Annotated in this window: 21 protein-coding genes; 11 read left to right on the top strand and 10 right to left on the bottom strand. The window is 67.5% G+C overall.

Annotated elements, in window-relative coordinates; all coding sequences use genetic code 11:
• Nucleotides 1–82: 82 nt before the first annotated feature.
• A complete protein-coding gene (hemF, locus tag QZ588_RS01270) occupies nucleotides 83–1033 on the top strand; it encodes an oxygen-dependent coproporphyrinogen oxidase (RefSeq protein ID WP_295538847.1) in 951 nt (316 codons plus the stop codon).
• A 33-nt stretch (nucleotides 1034–1066) separates the two neighbouring features.
• Here the strand turns inward: hemF and QZ588_RS01265 are convergent, their stop codons facing one another.
• A complete protein-coding gene (locus QZ588_RS01265) occupies nucleotides 1067–2143 on the bottom strand; it encodes an FAD:protein FMN transferase (protein ID WP_295538844.1) in 1077 nt (358 codons plus the stop codon).
• 211 nt (nucleotides 2144–2354) lie between these two features.
• Here QZ588_RS01265 and QZ588_RS01260 point away from each other — a divergent pair, with 211 nt between their 5' ends.
• A complete protein-coding gene (locus tag QZ588_RS01260) occupies nucleotides 2355–3305 on the top strand; it encodes an HAD hydrolase family protein (RefSeq protein WP_295538841.1) in 951 nt (316 codons plus the stop codon).
• Between the two features lie 119 nt (nucleotides 3306–3424).
• The gene (gene arfB / locus QZ588_RS01255; RefSeq protein ID WP_295538837.1) at nucleotides 3425–3850 is read left to right on the top strand and encodes an alternative ribosome rescue aminoacyl-tRNA hydrolase ArfB; all 426 of its coding nucleotides are present in this window, start codon (nucleotides 3425–3427) and stop codon (nucleotides 3848–3850) included.
• A gap of 137 nt (nucleotides 3851–3987) precedes the next feature.
• On the opposite strand, the gene QZ588_RS01250 is transcribed toward arfB, so the two are convergent.
• The 4 genes from QZ588_RS01250 to pssA all read right to left on the bottom strand — a co-directional run bounded on the left by QZ588_RS01250 (nucleotide 3988) and on the right by pssA (nucleotide 9183).
• Nucleotides 3988–6315, bottom strand: coding sequence for a multiheme c-type cytochrome (locus QZ588_RS01250; RefSeq protein ID WP_295538834.1), 2328 nt, complete (start codon nucleotides 6313–6315; stop codon nucleotides 3988–3990).
• A gap of 86 nt (nucleotides 6316–6401) precedes the next feature.
• Nucleotides 6402–7058, bottom strand: a complete 657-nt coding sequence (locus QZ588_RS01245; RefSeq protein WP_295538830.1) for a cytochrome b/b6 domain-containing protein — start codon at nucleotides 7056–7058, stop codon at nucleotides 6402–6404.
• Nucleotides 7055–8083 (bottom strand): cytochrome c3 family protein, encoded by a 1029-nt coding sequence (locus tag QZ588_RS01240; RefSeq protein ID WP_295538827.1) that lies wholly within the window; start codon nucleotides 8081–8083, stop codon nucleotides 7055–7057. Before QZ588_RS01240 ends, QZ588_RS01245 begins: the two co-directional genes overlap by 4 nt.
• A gap of 260 nt (nucleotides 8084–8343) precedes the next feature.
• On the bottom strand, nucleotides 8344–9183 hold the full coding sequence (gene pssA / locus QZ588_RS01235; RefSeq protein WP_295538825.1) for a CDP-diacylglycerol--serine O-phosphatidyltransferase: 840 nt from the start codon (nucleotides 9181–9183) through the stop codon (nucleotides 8344–8346).
• Between the two features lie 510 nt (nucleotides 9184–9693).
• On the opposite strand from pssA, the gene hoxE reads away from it, so the two are divergent.
• From hoxE to QZ588_RS01200, 7 genes are all read left to right on the top strand, one after another.
• A complete protein-coding gene (gene hoxE / locus QZ588_RS01230; RefSeq protein WP_295538823.1) occupies nucleotides 9694–10188 on the top strand; it encodes a bidirectional hydrogenase complex protein HoxE in 495 nt (164 codons plus the stop codon).
• Nucleotides 10185–11801: a NuoF family protein gene (locus QZ588_RS01225; RefSeq protein WP_295538820.1), complete on the top strand. Its 1617-nt coding sequence runs from the start codon at nucleotides 10185–10187 to the stop codon at nucleotides 11799–11801. Before hoxE ends, QZ588_RS01225 begins: the two co-directional genes overlap by 4 nt.
• A 103-nt stretch (nucleotides 11802–11904) precedes the next feature.
• Complete coding sequence (gene hoxU, locus QZ588_RS01220; RefSeq protein WP_295538818.1) at nucleotides 11905–12636, top strand: bidirectional hydrogenase complex protein HoxU; 732 nt, start codon at nucleotides 11905–11907, stop codon at nucleotides 12634–12636.
• The gene (locus QZ588_RS01215; protein WP_295538815.1) at nucleotides 12633–13178 is read left to right on the top strand and encodes an NADP oxidoreductase; all 546 of its coding nucleotides are present in this window, start codon (nucleotides 12633–12635) and stop codon (nucleotides 13176–13178) included. Before hoxU ends, QZ588_RS01215 begins: the two co-directional genes overlap by 4 nt.
• 173 nt (nucleotides 13179–13351) lie before the next feature.
• Entirely contained in the window at nucleotides 13352–14782 is a 1431-nt protein-coding gene (locus QZ588_RS01210) for a Ni/Fe hydrogenase subunit alpha (protein WP_295538813.1), read from the top strand.
• A gap of 177 nt (nucleotides 14783–14959) precedes the next feature.
• Nucleotides 14960–15436, top strand: coding sequence for a hydrogenase maturation protease (locus QZ588_RS01205; RefSeq protein WP_295538812.1), 477 nt, complete (start codon nucleotides 14960–14962; stop codon nucleotides 15434–15436).
• 255 nt (nucleotides 15437–15691) lie between these two features.
• The gene (locus QZ588_RS01200) at nucleotides 15692–16810 is read left to right on the top strand and encodes an alkene reductase (RefSeq protein WP_295538811.1); all 1119 of its coding nucleotides are present in this window, start codon (nucleotides 15692–15694) and stop codon (nucleotides 16808–16810) included.
• Between the two features lie 58 nt (nucleotides 16811–16868).
• Here the strand turns inward: QZ588_RS01200 and zwf are convergent, their stop codons facing one another.
• The gene (gene zwf, locus QZ588_RS01195; RefSeq protein WP_295538809.1) at nucleotides 16869–18365 is read right to left on the bottom strand and encodes a glucose-6-phosphate dehydrogenase; all 1497 of its coding nucleotides are present in this window, start codon (nucleotides 18363–18365) and stop codon (nucleotides 16869–16871) included.
• Nucleotides 18366–18664: 299 nt separating this feature from the next.
• Between zwf and glgA the strand changes: the two genes are divergently transcribed.
• Nucleotides 18665–20191, top strand: coding sequence for a glycogen synthase GlgA (gene glgA, locus QZ588_RS01190; protein WP_295538807.1), 1527 nt, complete (start codon nucleotides 18665–18667; stop codon nucleotides 20189–20191).
• Between the two features lie 534 nt (nucleotides 20192–20725).
• Here the strand turns inward: glgA and QZ588_RS01185 are convergent.
• The 4 genes from QZ588_RS01185 to QZ588_RS01170 all read right to left on the bottom strand — a co-directional run bounded on the left by QZ588_RS01185 (nucleotide 20726) and on the right by QZ588_RS01170 (nucleotide 24783).
• A complete protein-coding gene (locus QZ588_RS01185; protein WP_295538805.1) occupies nucleotides 20726–21493 on the bottom strand; it encodes an ABC transporter ATP-binding protein in 768 nt (255 codons plus the stop codon).
• Between the two features lie 32 nt (nucleotides 21494–21525).
• On the bottom strand, nucleotides 21526–22554 hold the full coding sequence (locus tag QZ588_RS01180; protein ID WP_295538803.1) for an iron ABC transporter permease: 1029 nt from the start codon (nucleotides 22552–22554) through the stop codon (nucleotides 21526–21528).
• The gene (locus QZ588_RS01175; RefSeq protein WP_295538801.1) at nucleotides 22527–23636 is read right to left on the bottom strand and encodes an iron ABC transporter substrate-binding protein; all 1110 of its coding nucleotides are present in this window, start codon (nucleotides 23634–23636) and stop codon (nucleotides 22527–22529) included. Before QZ588_RS01175 ends, QZ588_RS01180 begins: the two co-directional genes overlap by 28 nt.
• Before the next feature lie 292 nt (nucleotides 23637–23928).
• Nucleotides 23929–24783: an extracellular solute-binding protein gene (locus tag QZ588_RS01170; protein WP_295538798.1), complete on the bottom strand. Its 855-nt coding sequence runs from the start codon at nucleotides 24781–24783 to the stop codon at nucleotides 23929–23931.
• Between the last annotated feature and the right edge of the window lie 15 nt (nucleotides 24784–24798).

Genomic DNA, 24798 nt, shown 5'->3' with positions numbered 1-24798 from the left:
CCAGCTCCGGCGGCACTCGGCTACCATGCGCCCCACGCCCAACATCCAATGCCCATAGCGACGCCATCCAGGGGAGCCCAGCATGCCCGAACTGCCCGACCAGCCCGATACCAACGCCGTGCGTGACTACCTGCTCGATGTGCAGGACCGTATCTGCCGCGACCTGGCCGCCGAGGACGGCGGTGCCGACTTCCGCGAGGATGCCTGGGAGCGAGCCGCGGGCGGCGGCGGGCGCTCGCGGGTCATGGAGGGCGGCGCCGTGTTCGAGAAGGGCGGCATCAACTTCTCCGATGTCCACGGCGAGCGGCTGCCGCCGTCGGCGAGCGCCTCCCGCCCCGAGCTCGCCGGGCGCAGCTTCCGCGCCATGGGCGTCTCGCTGGTGATGCACCCCTGGAACCCCTTCGTGCCCACGTCGCACATGAACGTACGCTTCTTCATCGCCGAGAAGCCCGGCGAGCCGCCCGTCTGGTGGTTCGGCGGCGGCTTCGATCTCACGCCCTACTACGGCAACGACGAGGACGTGATCCACTGGCACCGTACCGCCCGCAGCGCCTGCGAGGGGTTCGGCGACGCCGGCGAGACGGCAGCCCAGCTCCACGCCAGGCTCAAGCACTGGTGCGACGAGTATTTCTATCTGAAGCACCGCCAGGAGCCCCGCGGCGTCGGCGGGCTCTTCTTCGATGATCTCAACGCCTGGGGCTTCGAGCAGTGCTTCGCGTTCGTGCGCAGCGTCGCCGACCACTACATCCCCGCCTATCGCCCCATCGTCGCCCGCCGCAAGGGGCTTCACTACGGCGACGCCGAGCGCGACTTTCAGTGCTACCGTCGCGGGCGCTACGTGGAGTTCAACCTGGTCTTCGACCGCGGCACCCTCTTCGGCCTGCAATCGGGGGGCCGCACCGAGTCCATCCTCATGTCCCTGCCGCCCGCCGTGACCTGGCGCTACGACTGGCACCCGGCGCCGGACAGCCCCGAGGCGGAGCTCTACGACCGCTTTCTGGTGCCGCAGGATTGGCTGCAGGAGGCGCCCTGAGAGCCGCCCAGGCGCGCGCCCAAAGCCCAAGGCCTATCCGCCCGCCATCCGCGCGAAGGCGGTGCTTTCCGTGATGCGCAGCTCGTCGCCGAATCGCTCGACGAACAGGGCCATGAGGCCGTGATCATTGGCGAGCGCCATGCCGCGGGCCGGCCCGAGCACCAGCAGGGCCGTCGCCCAGGCGTCGGCTTCGGCGCAGCGCTCGGCGAGCACGGTCACAGATGCCAATTGGTGCTCCACCGGCCGGCCGGTGGCAGGATCGATGGTGTGGGAGTAGCGCTTGCCGTCGAGCTCGAAGAAGTTGCGGTAGTCGCCGGACGTGGCCATCCCCAGGTCCGTGAGCGCCACCACCCGCAGCACCGCCCGGCGTCGTGCGTCCGGGCGCTCGATGGCGATGCGCCAGGGCTCGCCGTCGGCATTGCGCCCGCGTCCACGCAGCTCGCCGCCGATTTCCACCAGGTAATCGGTGATGCCGGCCGCCTCCAGCACCGCGGCCAAACGGTCCACGCCATAGCCTTTGGCGATGGCCGACAGGTCGACGTCGATGTCCGGCCGGGCTTTGCGCAGCGCCGGCGGCTCGGCGCGGGTCCTGAGCAGGTCCCAGCCGACGCGAGCCAGGGTAGCGTCGATGTCCGCCTGCGCCGGCAGCTGATCGCCCTTCACCTCGGGCCCGAAGCCCCAGAGGTTCACCAGCGGGCCAACGGTGACATCGAAGGCGCCATCGGTGACGGTGCTGACGGCGATGGCAGTGTCCGCCAGATGCACGAGCGCCGGCGAGACTGCGATCCAATCCGTGGATGCCGCGGCATTGAAGCGCGACAGCTCGGAGCTCGCCCGATAGGTGGACATGCGCGCGTTCACCGTGTCGAGCTCGGCGCTGATGCGCGCGTACAGGTCCGCCTGGTCCAAGCTCCCCGGTGGATGCGGCACCTGCACGCTCCAACTGGTGCCCATGGTGGTGCCAACCAGATTCAGCGTGTGCTCGCGGGGTCCGCAGCCGGACAGAGACAGGAGTGCCAGGGCGGCGACCCCCACCAACAACCGCTGCGCCAGCGAGTGTGGGCCGAGACTCGGCGAAGACAGGGTCGGCACGGGCATGGATGTGAGCACGAGAACATCGGGTGCCGCGGCAACGGCGGCGAGCGCAGGCCAACGCCAGTCCGACCGGCCTGCGTGTTGTAACCGGCGGCTAGGCCAGTCGCTGGGCGTCAATCACCGGACCCATCACTGGACCCATCACTGGGCCAATCACTGGACAGGGGCACCAAAGTCGCCGAAGCTCGCTGTTCACGCGTGCCCCCCTGCCGGAGGCTGCAGAAGTATGTACAAGTTGGTGGTCTCCGACCTGGACGGCACGCTGCTGCGGCCGGATCACCGCTTGGGTGATTATACGCGGGGCGTGCTGGCGCGTTTGCGTGCGTCGGGTGTGGACCTGGTGCTCGCCTCCGGGCGGCACTTCGCGGACATCCGTGTCCTGGCCGCCTCATTGGCGCCCTCATTGCCCGCACAGTCGGCCGAGCCGGGCGAGGCGCCCACTCAGGACACCGCCTTTGTGAGCGGCGCCCCTACCCCGACTTTCTCATTTGGCGTGCGTAAGCCACGCCAGCGCGGCTACCTCGTCAGCTGCAACGGCGCTGCCGTCAACACGGCGGACGGCCGGCTGGTACAGGCCACACATCTGCCCGCGGAGCCGCTGCACTTCCTGCTCCGCGACGCCCTGTGCCTTCACCCCCGGTTCCGCCACGTACATACCAATGTCTTCCTCACCGATGCCTGGCTGGTGGAGGAGGCGAATCCGAGCCTGCTGCGCTATCACCGGGACTCGGGCTTCCACTATCAGGTGGCGGACTTCGCGGCGCTGGACGGCACCGATGTGCTCAAGGTCGTCTACCATGGCGAGCCCGAGCAATTGCTGGCGCTGGAAGCGGCGCTGCTGGCCCGCTGGGGCGATGCCCTGGGCACCACCTTCTCGTTACCGCAGACGCTGGAAGTGATGGCCCCAGGCGTGAGCAAGGGCGCAGCGCTGGCGGCGCTGCTCGATGACCTGGGGCTGACGCCCGCCCATGTGGCCTGCTTCGGTGACGGCCTCAACGACCTGGAGATGCTCCAACTCGTCGCCGACGGCGGCGGTCTGGCGCTGCTGATGGATAATGCCGACCAGCGGCTCCACCAGGCCCTGCCGCAGGTGCCCCGCATCGCCAGCCACGCGGACGAGGCGGTGGCGCGCTGCCTGGCGCGGCTGCTTGCGGCGGGTGCCCTGCAGCCGACGTGAAGGGCGCCCGTGGACCGGCCGGCGGGCGGCGGACATCAGCCCCGCGCCGGCCCCGGCACAGTGTTGCTGCGCCCCGGCCCCTCGGGGCCGTTGCATGAACCAAACCCGAGCCCACCGCCATGACCCTGCAAGTCACCCCCGACATCGCCATCGCCGAAGACGAGCTCAGTGAGCGCTTCGTGCGCGCGCCGGGGCCCGGCGGCCAGAACGTCAATAAGGTGGAGACGGCCGTGCAGCTGCGCTTCGACATCCGCCGCTCGCCGTCGCTGCCGGCGGGCGTGCGTGCGCGGCTGGAGCAGCTCGCGGGCTCCCGGGTGGACGCCGATGGCGTGCTCACCATCCAGGCCCACCGCTACCGCACCAGGGAGCGCAACCGCGCCGACGCCCGCGAACGGCTGCTCGCGCTCATCGCCAAGGCGAGCCACGTACCCAAGCCCCGGCGACCCACCAAGCCGTCCCGGGCCGCCAAGGCCCGGCGGGTGGACGAGAAGAAGCAGCGGGCGCGGGTCAAGCGATTGCGGGGCGGCGTGCGGGGCGAGGACTGACCGGGCAATCCCTCACCGCAGTCACCGCCGGGAGGGCCAACGTGCATCGACCGCGGACGTCGCCCGGAGATCGAGCACTGGGATCGAATGCCGCACCGGGCATCGGCGCGTGCTCGCGGGCCGCCCGCCCGGCCCGGTCAGCGGCGGTCCGACAGCGCTGTGTCCATCGAAGGGATGGTCGCAGCACTGGTCGCAGGGCTGGTCGCAGCACTGGGCGGCTCCACCGCGAAGTCCTCATCGATCTCTTCGGCGATGTCCATGGACGAGAGCTCCTTGATACGCTCCGGCGGATAGCCCAAGGCCGCATAGTCCAGGATGCCGTCGGGGCTGTGACAATCCTTGCAGGTGTGGCCCTGGCGCTGGATGCCGTGGTTGACCATCAGTGTACCCATCTGGCGCATCCAGTTGGCCTTGACGTTGGGTGTGGTGCCGTCCGGCAGCAGCGGGAACTCGGTCTTCCAGCCACCCTCGACGCCGAAGTAAGACATGAACTCATCCATCATGTACAGCTTGAAGGGCTCTTGGTACATGCGCCGGACGATGGGGTTCTGGATAGCCACCTTCATGGCCGCCAGCGGATCACCCTGCTCGTAGTAGGTGGCATAGTCGAAGGGCAGGATCATGGCGCCGAACGGACCCTGGTTGGTCATGTCCTCGTACATCATGGCGTTGAAGGGCTTGAACGGGTAAATCCGGCTTTCGCCGTCCTCCATGGCTGCCCGCAGGTTCTTCTCGATCATGGCCCTGCGCTTTTCCAGCATCTCCGGCGAGAGCTGCGAGAGCGGCTGCGTGGCGGCCTTGACGTATTGATCCACATCCAGGCCCGGATAGGTCTGCTTCAGTTCCTCGGCCTTGGCGCGGACGGCGGCGATGATCTCCGGGTCGGTGATCTCGGCCATCTGCTGCATCAGCGGGTTGTAGCTGCCGTCGCCTTCGGGATTGCTGCCGAGCGCATTGGCGAGGAAGGTACCGTTGCCGTTGAACCACAGATAAATGATGCCGCGGCCCGGCTCACCGGACTTGTAGACATCGGTGAATTCCCACAGGCCCTCTTCCTCGTTCCAGGTGGGGTGCACCCAATCACGGAGGACGACGTTGTTGTCTTCCAGCTTTTTGATGTGGCACGTCTCGCAGGCGATGCGGGCGATGTGGCCGTTGAGCAGCGCGCGATGGTCGGAGGCGTTGTGCGGCGTCTTCGTGTGGCAGCTCTCGCAGGTGACGTCCTTATCGGGCAGGTCATTGGCCACCAAGTCGACGCCCATGCGCCCGCGCGGGATCTTGTGCCCTTCCGGCACATGGCAGTCCGTGCACTGGATGTTGGCGGCCGCGTGGGCGTCATGCTCCGGGCTGAAGGGGTTACCGCGCTTGGCGCCGGTGTGCAGGATGCGCTGGTGCTTCTCGCCAAGGCTCTTGGCGGCGACGTTGTGCACATAGGCGTCGCCGCCCATGTTGTGCTGGTGGCAGTTGAGGCAGTTCTCTTTCGTGGTCTGCCCCACCGTCAGCGCCGCACGCATGCTGCGGTCCTGGTTCCAGCGCGTGCCGTGATCGTCCTGGATGACATAGCGCTGGTTCATATCGTACTCGCGCGAATGACAGATGAGGCAGTCGATGCCCTGCTTCGCCGTCTGCGGCACATCGCCGACTGGCATCATCTTCTCGGTGGCGGGGTGATAATTGCCGCCGATGTGGCACTGCCCGCAACCCTCACTGCGCAGGACCGCCTGCTCGCCATTCGGGTCCGACGGTGCGGCGGCCACCGCCTCGATCGCCGTCCGCGGTGGCGCGGTGGTGGGCGCCGCGTGCGGCTGCGTCTCCACCAGTGCGGCCCAGCCGGTCCAGGAGAAGCTACCGGGAATGCCGCAGGCGCGGTTGATCTTGCCGACGGGAATCTGCCTGTTCTCCGGGGCGTTCACCAGGCGGCCGTCATAGCCGTAGGTGGAGAAGCCGCCGGCGGTGGTGCTCTGGAACTTGAAGTGCACGGAATTGACGATGTCGTGCAGGGTATCGACGGTCTCCAGGCTGCCGTCGCCGTGCTGCACCTGCATGGTCTCGTGGCAGGTGAGGCAGGTGGCCGGCCCCTCGTAGGTGCGGATGCCCGCCTCCCGGAAGTACTTGATGTGGCTGTAGTCCGTGTCCTCCATGAAGGAGGGCGTCTGCATCAGCATCTCGACCTTGAGGTCGCGGGCGAACGGATCCTGGTCCGTGGCGACGATGGCTTCGGCGCGGGCCAGGCGGGATTCCCTGGTCAGCTCCAGCGCCAACTGCTCGAACTCGGCGTCCGACAGGGTGTCGCTGTTCGGATAGGTGAGCGGGGCATTGGTGACGCCGGTATAGGCGTCGAAGGCCATCGGGTACACCAGCTTGTAGAGCAGATAGCCCACCGCGAGCACGGCGATGCCGATCAGCACCCAGCGGTCGGCCCGGGGCAGTTTGGCTTTGGCTTTGGCTTGTGCGGAGGTATTCATGGTCTGGCAAAAGTCCGGTTACGGCTCGGGCTGGTCTCGAAAGCTGTCCGATTTGCACGCCGCGGGTGTCGGCATCCGGCGATGGTCTACCTTGAGTCGGCGGCGCCTCCCCTGGCACCTCGCGCCTCGGCACGCGCACCTTCCCGGTGCCACCCCGTCACCATGGCCTTGAGGTTGGTGGTGGGCGTCTCGCCGGTGGTGATGATGTACACATGCACCACGAGGAACAGCAGCATCATCCAGGCCAGCAGCAGGTGGGCCATGGCCACCAGCCAGATGGTACCGACGCCGAACAGGGTCTCGGGCAGCTGCGCGGAGAACAGAAAGGCCCAGCCGCTGACGATCAACAGCGGCATGAGCAGGTACATGACGCCGACGTAGCTCAGGGTCTGCAGGGCGTTCAGCTTGTGCTCGGCGCTCACGTGGAACGGATGCGGCTCGTTCACGAAGATGCCGTAGACGTAGTAGCGCACCTGGCGGAACAGGTCCATCGGCAGGCGGCGCAGATCGATCAGGTAGTGCTTGCCGTTGCCGCCCACCAGGTTGCCCAGCAGAAAGGCAGCCCAGGACACCGTCAGCAGGATGCCGCTGGTGTTGTGCACTGGCACCGCGACGTCGAACGGGATCAGCCAGCCCAGGGCGAAATGCATACTGATGCCCGTCACCAGCGATACCAGGAACAGCAGGGCGTTCAGCCAGTGCCACAGCCGCAGCCAGACGGGGTAGAGATAGAGCGCGCTCATGCGGCCTCCTGCTCAGACGGCCGGGTCTTCTTGTGGGCAAGATACCGACCATAGCCGTGGGCGGCGATGCCGAGCACCATCAGCCCGACCACCGCGAGTCCGATGAGGTCGATGAGGGGGCTACGGCTCATGCCGATGACGTAGGCATCGTTGTAGAGGGCATGGGCGAAGAAGCCTTCCTGCTCGCGCTCCTGCGCTGCGCGGTGGACATACAGCTGCGCCAGCAGCTGCCCGCCCTGGCTGTGGCACTCGACGCAGTTCTGATTGCTGTCCCCGGCGCCGAGCAGCTCGTGTGAGGGGGCGTAGAGATCGCGCCCCGCCACCGGCGTATGGCAGTCGATGCAGCGTACCGAGGCCCAGTGCTGCTGCGGGCGGGGCAGCCACTCGTGCCCACGGGGCACCGGCGAGCGCAGCTCGGTGTGACAGTCCAGGCACAGATTGTTGTTGGCGGCCACCACCTGCGGCACCGGCGTGTCGTTGGGCAGCGGGCGGAACTCGTGCGGGTTGTGGCAAGAGAAGCAGCTGAAGGACTCGAGATCCTGCTCGGCATGGACACTGTTTTGGTACTGGATCGCAAAGGCGTCGAGCTTGGGCGGATGGTGGCGCTCGTCGCCCTGGTGCTGTTCGTGGCACTGCACGCATTGCAGGGCTTCATCGGCACTATTGGTGCGGTGCGGATAGTGCTTGTAGCCACGACCATGGCAATCGCGACAGCCGAGCTCGCGGTGGACCGAGCGCTCGTAGGCATCGCGATCGATGGAGAGGTTCACGATCTCCTGCGTGTCGCGGTCTCGGTAAGCCATGGTCTCCATCCAATGGCAGCGCATGCACGCTGGGCTGTCGCCGCTTGTGATGCCACTGGCGTGTGCCGCAGCGTCCTGCGCCGCGGCGACGCTCGCGCCCGGCGTCGCTGCGCCATCGATCGCGTAGACGGCGCCGGGCACCACCGAGACCGGCAGCGCCAGCAACAGACCAAGCGTCCAAGTAACCGCCTGGTGGTGGAGGTGATTCGGGATACCGCTCATCTGGGCCTACTCATGCTCTTTCACGGAATCTGGACCGGGCTCGACCGGCCGAGTTCACGCTACAGGGCACCATGAACTCAGATAATGATCCACGACAAAAAGCAAGCGCGGAAACGCCCGGGCGTGAGCCGGGCGATGCGGCCGCATCGACGGCATCGATTCGCCATTGATCCGAAACAAGTGGGCGTCGCCCGGCGCACGGCGACACCGACGGCGGCTCGCCTTCGGCTCGTGGCTCTCAGGGCGGGTCCGGGACCGCCTCAGGACTGGCCCAGGGTAGACTCGCGCCGGCGCTGGCCGCGGCGGCGGCGGCGCTGGATGAGCGTCAGCACGGGTCCCGACAGGGCATAGCCAACAAACAGCAAGAACAGCACGATGGGCGGATCGAGCACGACCAGGGCGAAGCCGAGCATCACCGCCACCAGCACCATGAAGGGGACCTGGCCCTGCAGATCCAAGAGCTTGAAGCTGTGATAACGGAAGTTGCTCACCATGAGCAGCCCGGCACCCGCAGTGAAGAGGGCCACCAGCAGGCCGACGCTGCCGCCGGCGATGTCGTTATCGACGCCGATCCACACGGAGGCGGCGATGATGGCCGCCGCCGACGGGCTCGGCAGGCCTTGAAAGTAGCGCTTGTCGGCAATGCCGATCTGAGTGTTGAAGCGCGCCAGGCGCAGTGCCGCGCCGGCGGTATACACAAAAGCCACGAGCCAGCCGAGCTTGCCGAGCCCGCCGAGCGCCCACTCATAGGCCACCAGCGCCGGCGCGACGCCGAAGGCGACCATGTCCGAGAGGCTGTCGAGCTCGGCGCCGAAGTCGGTCTGGGTGTTGGTCATGCGGGCGATACGCCCGTCGAATCCGTCCAGCAGCATGGCTGCGAAGATGGCGAGCGCAGCCGCCTCGAAGCGCCCGGCGTTGGCGGAGAGGATGGCATAGAAGCCGGCGAAAAGCGCCGCCGTGGTCACGAGATTCGGCAGCAGGTAGATGCCGCGCCGGCGCTGGTGTCCGCGGTCGGTCGTGCCCTGCCCGGGGCGAGCGCCGGTGAGCGCGGAATCAGGGGCGGGCGCCTCTGCGTGCCTGTTGTGAGTGGGCTCTGGCATCTGCGCTGGCACGACGATCACGGATAGTCCGACCGCCCCGGAAGGCGGCTGAGTTGTGGGATACGCCGCGCATCTCAACGCGGCTTGGCAGTCGATCCCGAGACCGGGGCATGTGTGCCGTCGTCGCACATCATCGTGGCCCGGCAAACACCTGCCGGGTGGCCGCTGGCGGGGTCTCGACGGCGGGCATGGACCGCTTGGCGCCGCCGGTCGGCGCCCAGGATAGCAGCATCGGACTCGGCGCCGGCGGCTTCGAGCGCCAGCCAAGCCGCCTGATACGCGTCGCCGCCGGCGGTTGCGATACGCAACCGGCAGTATAGTCGCATCGCGACGCTTGCCTCCAGCGCACAAAAGCAGTGCGCAAGTACCGTCGAGCCGCTGATTGCGCACCAGAAACGGTCATGCAATCTTTATTTTGACAATGCCGCTCAGCGCGTTTTAATGGGGGCGTGTGCATCGCCTCGGGCCATGCCCGGAGGCCGCGCGACGGCAGCCTAATGGGGGCCCTTCATGCAGCGAATCCGACCGGACCTGCCCAGCACCGACAAGCGCTGGAAATTGGTCAACGCCACCATGCGCCGCAACGGCTATGCCGGGCACGCGCTCATCGAGGCGCTGCACGCGGTGCAGGACGCCTTCGGCTTTCTGGACGAAGACGCCATGACCTTCGTCGCCGACTCCCTGGACCTGCCCCTCAGCAAGGTCTACGGCGTCGCCACCTTCTATCACCTGTTCATGCTGAAGCCCCAGGGCCGCCACGCCTGCGTGGTGTGCACCGGCACGGCCTGCTATATCAAAGGTGCCGGCGCCCTCATCGAGGGCATCGAAGAGCGCTTCGGCGCCGCCCCCGGCGAGACCACCGAGGACAAATCACTCTCCGTGCTCACGGCGCGCTGCGTCGGCGCCTGCGGCTTGGCGCCGGCGGTGGTGCTCGACGGCAACGTCATCGGCAAGCTCGGAGCCGAAGCACTGTGCGACCGGCTTGAGCAGGAGATCGCCGAATGAATCTCGACGACCTCGAAGACCTCGCCGCCAAGTACCGCGCCGACGCCGGTGACCACGACACCGAGGTGCGCGTATGCCTGGCCGCGAGCTGCCAGTCCTCCGGCGCGCAGCCGGTGTTCGATGCGCTGAGCGCCGGCTGCGACGATGGCGCCGCGGCCGCCCCCTGCAAGGTCAAGGGCGTGGGCTGCATGGGACTCTGCTCGGCGGGGCCGCTGGTGGCCGTGGCGGCGCCGGAAGCAGCGCTGGAGGCGGGCGTCATCTATCGCGACGTGAGCGCCGCCGACGCCCCGGATATCCTCGCCAGCACCGCACCTGGCGCGGCGCCGGTGGAGCGCCTGCGCTGCCCGAGCGACATGCCCTTCTTCGCGCGCCAGCACAAGATCGTGCTGCAGAACGCCGGCATCGTGGACCCGAACAGCTTCCGCGGCTACGTCATGGCCGGCGGCTATGCAGCCATGGTGCAGGCGCTGACCGAGATGACGGCCCAGGACGTCATCAACGAGGTCACCGCCAGCGGCCTGCGGGGACGCGGCGGCGGCGGTTACCCCACGGGCCTCAAATGGTCCACGGTGGCGAAGATGCCGGCCGGGCAGAAATATGTCATCTGCAACGCCGACGAGGGCGACCCGGGCGCTTTCATGGACCGCGCCATCCTGGAGTCCGACCCGCACCGGGTGCTGGAGGGGATGGCCATCGCCGCCTACGCCATCGGCGCCAACAAGGGCTACATCTACGTGCGCGCCGAGTATCCGCTGGCCGTGGAGCGCCTCAAGACGGCCATCCGCAAGGCCAAGCGCTCGGGCTTCCTCGGCAATCATATCTGCGAGACCCAGTTCAACTTCGACGTGGAGATCCGTCTCGGCGCCGGCGCCTTCGTCTGCGGCGAAGAGACGGCGCTCATGGCCTCCATCGAAGGCGGACGCGGCCAGCCCCGTCCGCGCCCACCCTACCCGGCGGAGTACGGACTCTGGGGCAGCCCAACGCTCATCAACAACGTCGAGACCTACGCCAACATCGCACCCATCGTCAGCCAGGGCGGCGACTGGTTCGCCGGAATCGGTACCGACAAGTCCAAGGGCACCAAGGTGTTCGCGCTCGCCGGCACCATCGTCAATACGGGCCTCATCGAGGTCGACATGGGCACCAGGCTCAGGGACATCATCTTCGCCATCGGCGGCGGCATCCCCGACGGCAGGGCCTTCAAGGCGGTACAGACCGGCGGTCCGTCCGGCGGCTGCGTACCGGAGGCGCACCTTGACATGCCGGTGGACTACGACAGCCTGAAGACGCTCGGCACCATGATGGGCTCCGGCGGCATGATCGTCATGGACGAGACCGCCAACATGGTGGACGTGGCCCGCTTCTTCATGGAGTTCTGCATGGACGAATCCTGCGGCAAGTGCGTCCCCTGCCGCGCCGGCACGCAGCAGATGCACGGGCTGCTCGAGCGCATCGCCAAGGCCGAGGCCAGCCGTGCCGACCTTGAGCTGCTGGAAGAGCTGTGCGACGTGGTGCAGGCCACCAGCCTCTGCGGCCTCGGGCAGACGGCACCGAATCCGGTGCTGTCGACGCTGCGATATTTCCGGCACGAGTACGAGGAGAAGCTCGGCTGAGCCGCACAAGCGCACCTCGCAAGGCAGACCATCAAGGGGCTGAGCTGATCGCTCCCCACTGACAGCAAAGAGTCCAGACTTAACCTCCGGACGAGGACACCCCATGCCCATCCGTGCCCAGCAACCCGACGTCAGCGTCGTCACGCTGACTATCGACGGCCAGGACCTCTCCGCCCGCGCCGACGAAACCATCATCGAAGTATGCCGGGAGAACAAGATCCCCATCCCCAGCCTGTGCTGGATGGACGGGCTGTCAGTCGTCGGCGCCTGCCGCCTGTGCGTGGTGGAGGTCGACGGCGGACCGCGCCTGCAGGCCGCCTGCGCCACGCGGGTGCGCGAGGGCATGTCGGTGCAGACCAACACCGACAAGCTCCAGCGCTACCGCCGCACCCTCGTGGAGCTGCTCTTCGCCGAGCGCAATCACGTCTGTGCCGTATGCGTCTCCAACGGCCATTGCGAGCTGCAATGGCTGGCGCAGACCTGCGGTGTGGACCACGTGCGCATGCCCTACCGCAACACCGGCTACAACGTGGACTCCAGCCACGAGATGTTCCGGATAGACCACAACCGCTGCGTGCTATGCACCCGTTGTGTGCGCGTCTGCGACGAGATCGAGGGCGCCCACACCTGGGACGTCATGGGCCGCGGCAGCGGCTGCCAGGTGGTCACGGACCTGGCCAAGCCCTGGGGCGAAAGCGACAGCTGCACCAGTTGCGGCAAGTGTGTGCAGGTATGCCCCACGGGCGCCCTGGTGAAGCAGGGCACTTCCGTCGGCGAGATGGTCAAAGACCAGCAGTTCCTATCCATCCTGGCGCGGCGGAGGAGCAGCCGATGAGCAGCGGCAACAACAAGGTCACGGTCGCCACCACCTGGCTCGACGGCTGCTCGGGCTGTCACATGTCCTTCCTCGACATGGACGAGCGGCTGGTGGATCTGGCCGCGCAGATCGACATCGTCTACAGCCCCTTCGTCGACGCCAAAACGCTGCCTGAGCAGGTGGATTTGGGCATCCTGGAAGGCTCTGTCAGCAGCGACGAGGACCTGCACAAGGCGCGTGAGTTTCGCGCCCGCTGCAAGGTGCTGCTGAGCCTGGGCGACTGTGCCGTCAACGGCAACGTCCCCGCCATGCGCAATCCCTTCAAGCTCGACGCCGTCATCGAGCGCGCCTACCGCGAGAACGTGGACCTCAATCCGCAGATTCCCACCGAGGGCGTGCCGCGGCTGCTCGCCACCGTGCGGCCGGTGCACGGTGTGGTGGACGTGGACATTTTCGTGCCCGGCTGCCCACCACAGGCGGACGCCATTCACTATGTGCTCACCGAGCTCATCGCCGGGCGCACCCCAGACCCCAGCCAAGTCACGCGCTTCGGCGCCTGATGGGCGCACGCCGGATGAGCACGCGCTCGCTGGGCAGGATGGCCGCGGAGACCAGAACCGCCAAGGGACATCCACCGCGGCGAGCCAGAGCGTCCTCGCGCACGCGGACTGAGCCCGCGACGCCTGCGGGCTCACACATCTTCAGTTTCTGAGCAATCATCGGGCCCAGCACCATGAGCCGCACCATCAGCATCGAACCGGTCACCCGCATCGAGGGCCATGCCCGCATCACGCTGCAACTGGCCGACACCGGCGAGGTGGAAGACGCCAAGTTCCACCTGACCCAATTCCGTGGCTTCGAGAAGTTCTGCGAGGGCCGCCCCTACCGCGAAATGCCGGCCCTCACCGCCCGCACCTGTGGCATCTGCCCGGTGAGCCACCTGCTCGCCTCCAACAAGGCCTGCGACGACCTGCTCGCGGTGACCATCCCGCCAACGGCGGAGAAGCTCAGGCGCATCATGAACCTGGCACAGCTGCTGCAAAGCCATGCGCTGAGCTTTTTCCACCTCAGCTCTCCGGACCTGCTGCTCGGCTGGGACTCCGACCCCAAGGACCGTAACATCTTCGGTGTCATGCGCGCCGATCCGCAACTCGCGAAGAACGGCATCCGCCTGCGACAGGTGGGCCAGACCATCATCGAGATCCTGGGCGGGAAAAAGATCCATCCCACCTGGGTCGTGCCCGGCGGCGTCAACGAGGCGCTCACGGTGGACAAGCGCGACGCCATGCTCGCCATGCTGCCGGAGGCGCTCACCATCGCCAAGGACACCTACGCCTTCTTCAAGACCCTGGTGCCCAAGTTCCGGGACGAAGCGCGTCACTTCGGCACCATGCAGACCATGTTCCTGAGCCTGGTGTCGCCGGAAGGGGCTCTCGAGCACTACGACGGTTTCCTGCGCCTCAAAGACGCGGATGGGCGCATCGTCGAGGACAAGGTGCCGCCGCAGGACTACCCGCGGATCATCGGCGAGGCGGTGGAAGACTTCAGTTACATGAAGTTTCCCTACTACAAGCCACTCGGCTATCCCGGGGGCATCTACCGCGTCGGACCGCTGGCCAGGCTCAACAACGCCGACACCTGCGGCACGCCCTTCGCCGATGTGGCGCTGGCGGAATTTCGCACGCTGCAGGAAGACGCCGGCCCCATCGCCTCCAGCTTCCATTACCACTATGCGCGGCTGGTGGAGATCATCTTCGCCATCGAGAGCATGCAGCGGCTGCTGAAGGATCCGGCCATTCTCGACCCCCGCGTGCGCGCCCGCGCCCGGGGTAACAAGAGCGAGGGCCTGGGCGTGTCCGAAGCCCCCCGCGGCACCCTGATGCACCACTACAAGATCGATGACGCGGGCCTCATCACCTGGGCCGATCTCATCATCGCCACCGGCCACAACAACCTCGCCATGAACCGCAGCATCAAGGAGGTCGCCGACGCCTATGTGGACGGCACGGATGTGAAAGAGGGCATGCTGAACCGCGTCGAGGCCGTCATCCGCTGCTACGACCCCTGCCTGTCCTGCGCCTCCCATGCCTTCGGCCAGATGCCGATGGTGATCGATATTCAAAGATCAGATGGGAAGGTGCTGCGGCAGATCACCCGCGATTGACGTCATGAGCATAGCGTGGGCAGGCGCCGCCGGTGGCGCAAGGCCGAGCCAGTGCATGCGCCGGCACCCGCGCCGGTCGGGCCGTGCCCGTCTGTAACCACGTCACGGCGCGCACCCGCACTCACGCTTGCACGCCCGGCGGGCTTGCCGCCGGTGCGGCGCGCCGCGCACGCGACCATGCACACCCTGATCATCGGCTACGGCAGCCCCATCCGCGGCGATGACGCCCTGGGGCCACTGCTTGCGGACCGCATCGCCGAGCAAGTCGCCGGCGGCGGCTGGACGCCGGACACCGACGTCCAGGCCCGCCACATTCTCACGGCAGAGCTCGTCGCCGACCTGGCACAAGCCGCGCGCGTGATCTTCATCGATGCCGCCGCCGACACCGCGCCTGGTGCGCTCCGCACGCGCCAGCTCCACCCCGATGCCACCGCCCTGTCCACCATGGCCCACTTCCACGACCCGCGGGAGCTGCTCGCCTGGTGCGAAGGGCTCTACGGCAGCGCCCCGGAGGCCTGGCTCGTCTCAGTGGGCGGCGCCGCCTGGGACTATGGCCATTTCGACCTCAGCCCCGCGGTGCAGGCGGCACTGCCGGCGGCGCTGGATGCGGTGCGCGCGCTCTGCATCCGCCAGCCTGCATCGACTCACGGTTGAGACCAAAACAACGGGGACCGTCCCCTCGAGACCGGGCGGTCGCCGCCGGTTGGCAGCAATCACGGACCGCGGCGGCGCATGCGCGCCGTTGCCTCACCCCCCCGGCAGCCGGAGTGCCCGCCGGCGCGCACGGCGGCCCGGCTCCATGGATCAGGCCGCGTTGTGCGCGCGCCAAAGCGCTTGTGCCCGCATGGCAACGCCGGATCTGCCATCATCAGCGACGGCTTATCGATCCAACCTGCCGGAGATTCCCCCATGAGCACCACCCAAGCCATCGATGACCCTCTCTTCAAGCCGCTCCAGGCCGGCGAGCTGCGGCTGGCGAACCGCATCGTGCTCGGGCCCCTCACCCGCTCGCGGGCGCAGCAGCCCGGGGATGTGCCCGGACCGCTGAACGCCGAGTACTACGCCCAGCGTGCGGGCGCCGGCCTCATCGTCTCCGAGGCCACCAACATCTCCCAGGTGGCCATGGGCTATGCCCTCACCCCCGGCATCTTCACCGACCAGCAGGTGGCCGGCTGGCGACTGGTGACCGACGCCGTGCATGCCGCCGGCGGGCAGATGGTGCTGCAGCTCTGGCACTGCGGGCGCATGTCCCACGAGGCCCTGCACCCGGGCATTGCGCCCATGGCGCCGTCCGCGGTGTCCTGTGATGCCTGCCAGGTGTTCTATGTGGATGATGCGGGCCAGGGTGGCCTGCGGCCCGTCTCGCCGCCCAAGGCCATGACAAAGGCCGACATCGACGCTACCATCGAGGACTATGTCACCGCCAGCCGCAACGCCATGGCGGCGGGCTTCGACGGCGTCGAGGTGCACAGCGCCAACGGCTATCTGCTGCACGAGTTCCTGGCCAGCAATACCAACCAGCGCACGGATGCCTACGGCGGCAGCGTGCAGAACCGCTCGCGCATGCTGTTCGAGGTGATGGACGCGGTGCTGGGCGAGGTGCCCGCCGGGCGGGTGGGCGTGCGTATCTCGCCGCTGTTCAAGCTGAACGGCATCGATGATGCCGACCCGGCTGCGACCTTCGGCCATGTCTCGGCGCATTTGAGCGAACGCGGCATCGCCTACCTGCATGTGGCCGACACCGACGTAATGCGGGGCGCCGAGCCCACGATGGCGCAGATGCTGCCATTCACCCGCGGCAAGTTCACCGGCGTGGTGATGCTGAACGGCGCCTACACGCCCGAGCGGGCCCGTCGGGCCATTCAGCATGGCGATGGCGATTGCATCGCCTTTGGCCGGCTCTTTCTCGCCAACCCGGACCTGCCCGCGCGCATCCGCCAGAACGGCCCCTACAACGAGCCCAATCCGGCCACATTCTATGGCGGCGGCGCCGAGGGCTACACGGACTACCCCGCCCTCGACGACTGATCACCGGCGGTGCCGGGGCGTCGGCAGACGCCCCGGCCAACTGGCGCACCGGCGCGGATTACTCATCCAGGCCGTTGCGCCAATCCTGATCCTCCTTGTCGAACAGACGGGTGGCCTCGGTGGGTCCCCAGCCACCGGCCTCATAGGTGTGGATGTAGTCCCGCTCGGTGGCCCAGAGCTTGAGTACCGGGTCGACCACCCGCCACGCATGCTCCACCTCGTCGGCGCGCAGAAAGAGTGAATGGTCGCCCGACAGCACGTCCAGGATCAGCGCCTCGTAGGCATCGATCTGGTCACGGCCGATGGCGCAGGTGCTGGCATCCAGCCGTTCGGTCTGGGTGCGCATGGTCAGCCCCGGCTGCTTCACCAGCAGCTCCAAGCGCATGCACTCGTTGGGCTGGATGTTCAACAGCAGCCAGTTGGGCTTCAGCTGCTCGATGGGCGTATCGCTGAAGAGCTGCTGCGGCGGATGACGGAAGCGGATGGCGATGAGCGAGCGCGACGCCCCCAAGCGCTTGCCGGTGCGCAGATAGAAGGGCACGCCCCGCCAGCGCCAGTTGTCGATATAGAGCTTGAGCGCGGCGTAGGTCTCGGTGCTGCTGCGCGGGTCCACACCCGCCTCTTCCAGGTAGCCCGGCACACGCTCGCCATTGCTCTCGCCGGCCCGGTACTGGGCGCGGAAGGCTTGGGCATGCACCGCCTGACGCGGAATGGGCCGGATGGAGCGCAGCACCTTGACCTTTTCGTCCCGCAGGGCCTCGGCGTCCATGCTCGGCGGCGGCTCCATGGCCACCAGGGTCAGCATCTGCAGCAGATGGCTCTGGATCATGTCGCGCATGGCGCCGACGCCGTCGTAGAACCCCGCACGACGGCCGATCCCCTTGTCCTCGGCATGGGTGATCTGCACGTGGTCGATATAGTTGCGATTCCACAAGGGCTCGAGCAGCAGGTTGGCGAAGCGAAAGACCAGCACGTTCTGCACCGTGCTCTTGCCCAGATAGTGATCGATGCGATAAATCTGCGCCTCGCGGAAGTGCCGTTGCAGCCGCTCGTCCAGAATCTCAGCGCTCTCCAGGTCATAGCCGAAGGGCTTTTCCACCACCAGCCGGGCCGATCCGTGCTCCGGGCGGTGCAGGCCGCGGGCGGCGAGACGATCGGCTACCTCGCCGTAGTGCGCCGGCGCAATGGCGAGATAGAACACCAGATTCGGCGCAAAACCCTCGCTGTCGCCATCATCCCGGGATGCTGCGCACAGGCGCTGGGCCAAACGCTCGAAGCCGGCATCGTCCTGGAGATCGCCCGCAACGAAGTGCAGCCGCGCCATCAGGCGCTCCAGCACCTCGCCCTCCAAGCGTTGGCGCAGCTGCTCGGCGAGGATCTCGCGGACCTCGCCGCGCCATTGGTCATCCGACCAGTCGCGGCGACCGAAGCCAATCACCCGCATCGACGGGGCCAGATGCCCGCCGCGCTCCAGCTGGTAGAGCGCGGGCAACAGCTTTATTTGCGAGAGATTACCGGTGGCGCCGAAGATGACCAATGTGCAGGATGCGGACATGGCAGGCTCCTGAAGTTCGATAGGCGTCGTGCATTACCTGAACTTTGTGCTAGCTTGACCGAACGAAAGCTCAGGGGCCGCCCGAGCCAACCCTCCGGGGATTCCCCCATAGTGGCACCGATTGCAGGCGAGCGCTGGATCAGCCCGCCGCCGCGCATGGTGCCGTGGGCGCCCGGGCAGGGCGTACGCCGCGCCACATGCCGGCGGACGACATCGGGCGCCGCCCGATGCACGGACAACGCCCCTGACTGCGAGCCGCGACTCGACCCCGCTAACACTCACAACTTGCGCCGACAGCCATGGATCACAACACAATGCATCCTGAGCCGGACCCAAGTGGTTACAGTATCCTGATCGCAAGCAGCGAGGCCCATCCGCTGGTGAAGACCGGCGGGCTCGGCGATGTCGCAGCCAGCCTGCCCATGGCGTTGCGCGAGCTCGGCCACGATGCCCGACTCATCTTGCCCGCCTATCCTAGTGCAAAAAAGCTGGTACGCGAGCTGAAGCCCCTCATGGAGCTGCGCATACCGGGCATTGTCGGCCAGGCCCAACTCTACGGCGGCCTGCTGCCGGACCGGGATCTGCCCGTCTACCTGGTGGACGCGCCGGCTTACTTTTGCCGCGAGGGCAACCCCTACACCGATGTCAGCGGCCGTGATTGGGGCGACAACGCCGAACGCTTCCTGCTGTTCAGCCGGGTCGTCGCCCATGTCGCCATGGGTCTGCCGCCACTCAACTGGCGCCCGCACGTGCTGCACTGCAACGACTGGCAGACCGGGCTGGCACCGGCCCTGCTGATCGACAAGGACGAGCGCCCGGCAACGGTGTTCACGATTCACAACCTCGCCTACCAGGGCCTTTTCGACCGCAGCACCTTCGATCGGCTGCACCTGCCGGCGGCCCTGTGGTCCGTCAGCGGGCTCGAGTTCCACCAGCGCATGTCCTTCATCAAGGGCGGCATCGTCTTCTCGGATCGGGTCAACACCGTGAGCCCCAGATACGCAGACGAGGTCCGCACCCAGCGCTTCGGTTGCGGGCTCGACGGCCTGCTGCGCCAGCTGGGCGGGCGCTTCCGCGGCATCCTCAACGGCATCGACTATCGGGTTTGGAATCCCGCCGCCGACCCGGCTCTGCCACAGGCCTACGATGCCGAGCACGTGCACCTGAAGGCCGAGAACAAGCTGGAGCTGCAGACGCTGTTCGGGCTGCCCCGGGACGAGCACGCGTTCGTGCTCGGCCACGTCGGCCGTCTGGTGGAGCAGAAAGGGGTCGACCTGATCATCGACATCCTGCCGCGACTGGTGGCCGCCGGCCGGGTGCAGCTGGTGATGCAGGGGGCCGGCGACCGCGCGCTGGAGCAGGCCCTGCAGGAGGCGGCCGCGGCACACCCCAACCACGTCAGCGTGCATGTGGGCTATGACGAGATCCGCGCCCACCTGGTCGAGGCGGGGTGTGATGCCTTCCTGATGCCCTCGCGCTTCGAGCCCTGTGGACTCAATCAGATGTATAGCCTGCGCTATGGCACCGTGCCCATCGTGCACAACACCGGCGGACTCGCGGACACCGTACTGGACGCCAGTGATGCGGCGCTGGCCGCCGGCACCGCCAACGGCTTTCTGTTCAACGATCCCAACGCCGACGGCCTCTGGTATGCGGTGGAGAAAGCACTGCACATGCACCGCGAGCAACCGACGCAGTGGCGCGCCCTGATGCTCGCCGGCATGCGCCAGGATCTCAGCTGGCAGGCCAGCGCCCGCCACTACGCGGCGTTCTATGCCGAGGCCATCGCCTGCCGCGAGCACCAGCCCGCGGCGGCCATGGCCTAATGACCGCCGGCCCCGGCTGTACGGTGCCTGTGCGGACGGCGATCAGGTGTCCTGCGGGTAACAAGTCGCTCGCCCCTGTCGTGCTCACCCGGCCGAGCGCCAGTTACGGGCGTGCCCTGGCGGGCTGCGACCCGAAGCCGTCGCGCCCATCGCGCAGCAGCCGTCAGCGCTCTTCCATGCGCGAGCGCTCGGTCTCCGCCGCGTCACGCATCGGGGGAGAGGCCATTGGTACGACGTGCCCCACTCGCCTCGGCCTGACGCGCCCCCTCGATGGCCAGCACCAAGCGGTTGGTCGGCTCAGCCGTCGTGCGGAGGTGGGTGTGGTATCAACCATCGCGTGAAACACCTGCTCGGCGCTGAGCTTGTGCTCGAACAGCGCCTCCCGCTCGGGACACAGCGCCCGCGCTGCCCAAAGCCCCGCGCTCAGGGGATGTCAGTGCCGGGGAGACCCGCACCCCGTCGCTGGAGCACACCAGGGAGCCCGGCCAGTTCCTTCTGCCGCGAAGTCCAGCCGCGCGCGGGGCGGCGCGCGGGTCATTGTGCGGGGACGCAGAGGCGATGCCCATCCGCGAGTTGACGGACCTCGATCGGAACCCCGTAGACCCGGCTCAAGAGGGCGCCGGTCAGAGTCGCATCCGGACACCCCTGCGCCTGCGTCTGGCCGTCGGCCAGCACGAGCACGTCGGTGCCGCAGGCGAAGGCGTGGTCCGGATTGTGCGTCGAGAGGATGACACCGAGACCGCGTGCCGCGAGCCGCCGCACCAGCGCGAGCAGCAGCATCTGATTGCCGAAGTCGAGACTCGCCGTGGGCTCGTCCATGACGATCAGTGGCGCCTGCTGCGCCAGCGCCCGGGCGATCAGCACCAGTTGGCGTTGGCCACCGCTGATGCGGCTGTAGTCGCGTCCGAACAGGTGGCCGATGCCGAGCAGGGCCAGGGCCTCCTGCGCCTGCGCATGATCGTTGTGGCCCGGCCCCGAGAACAGGCCGCGATGGGCGGTGCGACCCATGAGCACCATGTCGTGCACGCTGTAGGGGAAGACGGCGGCGTGTGCCTGTGGCACATAGGCGATGCGGCGGGCGATCTCGGCGCGCGCCAGGTGGCGCAGCTCTTCACCATCGAGGGCGATGCGACCGCCATGGCGCGGCAGCAGGCCGAGCAGGGTCTTGAACAGCGTGGTCTTGCCACAGCCGTTGGGACCGAGCAGGCAGAGCACCTCGCCCGGGCCGACGCGCAGGCCCAGGTTGCTGCCGACGCGTTGCCGGCGGTAACCGAACGCCAGTGCGTGGGTCTGCAATTCCATGGTGTCGGATACGACGGCCGCCGACCGCGGCCTCACCAGCCGCGGCGGCCGCTGGCGAGCAGCCAGACGAACACCGGCGCGCCGAGGCATGCGGTGAGCACCCCGAGCGGCGTCTCGGTCTCGGCCAGGGTGCGTGCCAGGGTGTCGACCGCCAGCATGAACCCGGCGCCGATCAGCATCGCGGTTGGCAGCAGCCGATTGAAGTTGGGCCCGACCAGCAGGCGCGCGATATGTGGAATGACCAGACCGACCCAGCCGATGACGCCGGCGATGGCGACGATGCTCGCCGTCATCAGGGTCGCCGCAGCAATGAACAGCAGCCGCAGCCGGCGTGGATCGACGCCGAGGGCGGCGGCCTCCTCGTCGCCGAGGCTCATCAGATTGACCCGCCAGCGCAGCAGCACCAGCGGGACCAGCGCGACCAGCACCAGCGGCGCTGTGGCGAGCACGTCCGCGGCGCGGACACTGGCGAGGCTGCCGAGCAGCCAGAAGGTGATGGCTGGCAACTGATCGTAGGGATCGGCGAGGATCTTCAACAACGACAGGCAGGCACCCGCGAGGGCGCCGAGGACGATGCCGGTGAGCACCAGCACCAGGGTGGGTTCATGGCCACGCACGGCGCTCGCCAACAGATAGACGATCGCCACGGTCGCGAGTCCGCCGACGAAAGACAGCCCCTGGATCGCCGGGACCGGCAGCGACAGGAAGATGCCGAGCACCGCGCCCAGGCCGGCGCCGCTGGAGACGCCGAGCATGTCCGGCGAGACCAGCGGGTTGCGGAACAAGCCCTGGTAGACGGCACCGGCGGCGGCCAGGGCGGCGCCGGCGAGCAGGGCCGCGGCAACCCGCGGCAACCGCACCGAGAACAGCACCGTGTCGGTCGCCGCCAGGGCCGGATCGATGCGCCCGGTGAGCCGCTGCGCGAATGCCTGGATCAGCTGCGTCGGGCTGATGCTGTAGGGGCCGATCAGTGCGGCGGCGATCGCCAACAGCGAAACCAGCATCACCAGCAGCACCAGGGTGCGCTGCAGGCTCAGTTCGGCGGGTGACCCTGGGTCCATTGGAGCAACTGCTCGAGTGTGTTGTCGTCGAGGTCGACGTGGTAGAAGCGACGGTAGAAGGCGCGGGTCTCGGCGCGCAGATCCATGGGCATCTGGTCGGGGTAGAACAGGCTCGCGAGCCATTTCAGGCCGATGATCCGGTTCAGCGACGGCGGCCGGTCGATCCAGCCGAAGGGCACGAGGGGGCTCAGGAAGACGCGCTGGCGCTGCACCGCCTCGATACCGGCCCACAGGGGATCGCGCCAGACGCCACGGTAGAAGTTCGGGTCCCAGGTGATGATGGTGTCCGGGTTGGCGACTATGACCTGCTCCACCGACACCTGCACGATGCCGCGGCGCAGCGAGGCGTCGCCGGGATCGGCGACGTTGCGACCGCCGGCACGTTCGATGATCTCGGTGTTGATCGAGCCCTTCAGGCCGGTTTCGAGTCCGTTCGGGCCGCGCGCCATGTAGACCCGGGGGCGCTCGCGCTCGGGGATGGTCGCCAGCACGTCGTCGAGGGTCGTCAACAGGGCCTCGACCTCGCTGGCCCGGGCTTCGCCGCGGTCGCCGACCCCAAGGATGTCGCCGACCAGACGCAGGGCCGCCGGCGTCTGCTCGAAGCGGCCATCGATCAGCAGGTACGGAATGCCGGTCTGCGCCTGCACCTGATCGGCCAGCGACACGTAGGTGGCGTTGACGGCGCCGAAGTCGATGATCAGGTCGGGCCTGGTGCGCAGCATCACCTCCAGATTGGTGGTATTGCCGCGCCCGGTGAGGCGGCCGGTCTCCGGCAGGTCACGGGTCGCCGGTGCCAGGTAGGGCCGCTCGTCCTTACGCGGTGCCCGTGGCCATCCGGTGAGCTTGTCCGGCGCCAGCACATAGACCAGGATCGAGGCCGGCGGGCCGGCGGCGTAGACCCGCTCGATCCGCTCCGGTATCGCGACTTTGCGCCCGGCAGAGTCTTCGATCAGACGCGCGGCTTCGGCACCGAACGGCAGCCAGCAACAGAGTGCGAGTAGCCAGCAGCGCAGCCGGCGATGCCGGGCTGCAGCGCCGCGCCTGTGACAGGCGTGGCGGTTGCATCCGCGGCCCTGGTCCATCCTTGCGATTCTTCGGAGCATCATGATTGAGTGCACGCAATCGGTTGAGGGGCAGCATTGGCAGCATCACACCCGGGGCGGTGAACGTCGGGATCGGCATCGCGGCGGTACCCCGGGTGCTGCTTACGGTGATCATCGCCCGGTTGTTGGTTGTTGGTTGTTGGTTGTTGGTTGTTGGTTGCGGGCCTCGGCCTGCAGGTCCGCCAGGAGGCCGACGCCGTGATCGAGGCATGAGGCATTGGACGTGATGACCGGCGTCGATCACCGATCACCGATCCATCGTCGGTCGCGGTCACTTTGGCGGCCAGGGACCTTCGTAGTTCGGATAGAATAATTGCTGGCCATCGACCTGATAGGACGCGATCGCGGCCTGTCCCTCGGGGCCGAGCACCCAATCGATGAAGGCCTGACCCGCATCGACCTTGACATTGGGATGACGTGCGGGGTCGACCAGGATGATGCCGTATTGATTGAACAGTCGCGGGTCACCCTCGACCAGGATGCGATAGTCGCCCTTGTTCTTGAAGTTGATCCAGGTGGCGCGGTCGGTCAGCGAATAGGCGCCCATGCCGACGGCGGTGTTGAGTGTGGCGCCCATGCCCGAGCCGGTCTCGCGGTACCAGCCGCCACTGGCGTTGGCTGGATCGACGCCACTGGCCTGCCACAGCGCCAGTTCTTTCTTGTGGGTGCCGGAATTGTCGCCACGCGAGGCGAAGACGCTGCCGGATGCGGCCAGCTCCGCGAGCGCGGCGGCGGCGTCCTCGGTATTACTAAGACCGGCCGGATCGGCGTCTGGGCCGACGATGACGAAGTCGTTGTACATGACATCGAAACGGGCGACACCATAGCCTTCCTCGACGAACTTCTCCTCCGCCGACTTGGCATGCACGAGCAGCACGTCACCGTCTCCGTTCTGCGCATTCTTGATCGCCTGCCCGGTACCGACGGCGACGACGTTCACCTGGATACCGGTCTTCGCCGTGAACTGGGGCAGGATATGATCGTACAGCCCCGAGTTCTGGGTCGAGGTGGTGGACTGGACCAGGATGGCCTCCTCCGCCAATGCCTGGGCACCACCGATCAGGGCAGCGAACAGCACGATGGCCCGTGCCGGAGTGAACAGTCGTCGACGGTGGTTGTGCATCATGAGGGTATCTCCCGT

The organism is uncultured Thiohalocapsa sp. (assembly GCF_913062725.1).
Classification (GTDB): domain Bacteria; phylum Pseudomonadota; class Gammaproteobacteria; order Chromatiales; family Chromatiaceae; genus Thiohalocapsa.
This window is presented reverse-complemented; position numbering and strand designations above follow the sequence as displayed.